Genomic DNA, 2,753 nt, shown 5'->3' with positions numbered 1-2,753 from the left:
GAGTAGGACGCCGCCGAACAAATATTGAGAAAGGCCCACACCTTATGGTGTGGGCCTTTCTGCGTTTTCAGTCAATTCTGTCAGTTCCGTCAGTTCCGTCCTTCCGGATTCTGAAGATGTATTCCGTACTTCGTGAGGAAACGGCCGAGCGGTTCATTGACCGACCCTTGCAGGCTGAGGAGCTCGGCCTGGTCCAGTGGGCCGGTCAGGGTGTCGCGCCAGCGCGGTACATCCGTCTCCACGAGGCCGGGAAACAACGTGGGCGACGAGCGTTCCGTATGGTCCGCGGTCGCGTTCACATACGCCAGGACGAGAGCGCACTCCTCCTCGTTGATGCCTTCGCCCCTCGCCTGGTACAGGTCGATGAGCTGGGAGAGGCCCTTCAAGGCGTGGCCGGCCTCGAAAGCCTGGACGATCATGGTGCTGTGTCTGACCGAGAGGTCGTCGCGGATGGCCAGACGGGTGCGGTGCATCTCCGCCAGCGCCTCGTCGGTGTCCAACTGCCGGCGGAGCAGGTTGATGCTGTCCTGGGAGACCTCCAGCTTGCCCAGGTTCTCCAGGAGGCGGATGCGGACGCCGTAGAAGTTACCGCTGAACTGCGGGTTCTCCTTGTGCGGGGCGAGGAACGACAGATAGATGAAGTCGCAGCCGACGAGCGCGCAGAGCTCCAGCAGCGGGAAGTTCTCGGCGACCCGTACCTCGTGGAGAGTGGTGCGGGCGTCGGGGGCACGGCCGAGAACACCGTCCACCAGGTACTGAAAGGACTCCTCGTCGGCGAGGTCGTCGAACTGCACCCAGGTGTTGGCGGCGATGAAACCCTCAGGTGGCGTGGCACCGGGCAGGAGAACGGGGATGACGCGGAGATCGGAATCCTGAACCTGGCGGTCCAGGGCCTGACGCATCTCCCTCTCCTGCCAGCCGCCGATGCCCGGAGGGCCGATGAACACGGCGATCGTGCGGCACTGGGCCACGGCGGTCTCGATGGCGGGCTGCCAGGGGAGGCCCGGTGTGAGGCTCCACCTGTCGAACCAGACCTTGAGGCCCTGGTCACGCAGCCGGGTGGCGATGGTCTGGACGGCCTGGCCGTCCTGGCGGCGATAGCTGGCGAAGACGTCGTACGAAGACTCCACAAACGGAGAGTAGAACCAATATGAGCTGATTGACAGGGAGTTGACGGCATTGATCGGTTTCGGTGCACGAGCGTCGGGTTCGTAGAGTGCTCGGATGCGCTACGACCTCGTGATCTTCGACAACGACGGTGTGCTCGTCGACAGTGAGCCCATCTCCAACCGGCATCTCGCCGCCTATCTGACCGAGCTCGGGCACCCCACCTCGTACGAGGAGTCCATCCGTGACTACATGGGCTCCGCGATGCACCGCGTCCATGAGCTGATCCAGGAGCGGACGGGGCGGCGGCTGCCCGACGACTTCGACGAGGTCTTCCACGCGCGGGTGTTCGCGGCGTTCGAGCGGGAGCTGGCGCCGGTCGACGGGGTCTTCGACGTGCTGGAGAAGCTGGTGGCGGAGGGCGTGCCCTACTGCGTGGCGTCGTCCGGGAGCCATGAGCGGATCCGGGTCGGGCACCGGACGACGGGGCTCGACCGGTGGTTCGGGGAGGGGCTGGTGTTCAGCGCGCAGGACGTGGGGCGGGGGAAGCCGGCGCCCGATCTCTTCCTCCACGCGGCCGAGCGGATGGGGGTCGCGCCGGAGCGGTGCGCGGTCGTCGAGGACAGCCCCCTCGGTGTCCGGGCGGGGCTCGCGGCCGGGATGGACGTGTACGGGTTCACGGCGATGACCCCGGCGGAGAAGCTGTCCGGGGTCCAGGGGCACTTCTCGGACATGGCGGAGCTGCTCCCCCTGCTTAGTTGAGCAATCTTCAACTTCCTCTACCCATGGGTAGCGGGCGACCCCTACTGTTCCGCCATGACAGATGTGCTGCGGCGCGGTCGGGCCGCGTTGGCGTTCAGCTTCTTCGCTCAGGGCGTCGCCTTCGCACTGCTCGTGACGCGAATTCCGGCCATTCAGGACCGGTACGGGGTCTCCGACGCGCTGCTGCCGGCCTTCCTCGCCGCGGTGCCGGTGCTCGCCGGTGTCGGCAGCGTCTGCACCGAGCAGCTGGTGAAGAAGATCCCGGCGAGCCAGGTGCTGCGCTGGTCGCAGCCCGTCGTGCTTCTGGCGCTGCTGGGCGTCGGAGCCGGCGAGCACATGGTCGAGCTCGGGATCTCGCTGGCCGCGTTCGGGCTGGCGGTCGGGGCGCTCGACGCCTCGATGAACATGCTCGGGGTGAGCCTGCAGCGGTCGTACGGGCGGAGCATCATGCTCGGGTTCCACGCCGTGTACAGCCTGGGCGGGATATCCGGGGCCTCACTGGCGTGGGCGGGGGCGCACTGGGATCTGCCGCTGCTCGTGTCGTATCTGCCGGTGGTCCTCGTGCTGCTGCCGGCCGCGCTGGTCGGGAGCCGGTGGTACGTCGACGGGGGCGGGCCCGAGGACAAGGCCGCCGCGGAGGCCGGAGCCGCGGGTGGGCGCCTCGCCTTCTCGCTGCTGCTGCCGCTCTGTCTGGTGATGTGCTTCGCGTACATCGGGGACTCGACCGTCTCCAACTGGAGCGCCAAGTACCTGGCGGACGTTCTCGGCAGCTCGGACGAGATGGCGACCGTGCCGTACAACGTCTACATGGTCACCACGCTGCTCGGGCGGTCCATCGGGGACCTGGGGGTGCGGCGGTTCGGGGCCGCGGCCGTCGTACGGGC

Annotated in this window: 3 protein-coding genes; 2 read left to right on the top strand and 1 reads right to left on the bottom strand. The window is 67.3% G+C overall.

Annotation, left to right across the window (positions count from 1 at the left end; translation table 11 throughout):
• Positions 1-89 precede the first annotated feature (89 nt).
• Positions 90-1,130: a toll/interleukin-1 receptor domain-containing protein gene (locus AOK23_RS48710; RefSeq protein WP_055717342.1), complete on the bottom strand. Its 1,041-nt coding sequence runs from the start codon at positions 1,128-1,130 to the stop codon at positions 90-92.
• A gap of 94 nt (positions 1,131-1,224) precedes the next feature.
• Here AOK23_RS48710 and AOK23_RS40050 point away from each other — a divergent pair, with 94 nt between their 5' ends.
• Entirely contained in the window at positions 1,225-1,869 is a 645-nt protein-coding gene (locus tag AOK23_RS40050; RefSeq protein WP_055717341.1) for an HAD family hydrolase, read from the top strand.
• 54 nt (positions 1,870-1,923) lie between these two features.
• Positions 1,924-2,753, top strand: an 830-nt coding sequence (locus AOK23_RS40045; protein ID WP_055717343.1) for an MFS transporter, incomplete at its 3' end; no start/stop codon positions are given.

It is taken from the genome of Streptomyces torulosus (assembly GCF_001419765.1).
Taxonomy (GTDB): domain Bacteria; phylum Actinomycetota; class Actinomycetes; order Streptomycetales; family Streptomycetaceae; genus Streptomyces; species Streptomyces torulosus.
The sequence above is the reverse complement of the archived record's forward strand: the minus strand, read 5'-3'. Positions and strand labels throughout refer to the sequence as shown.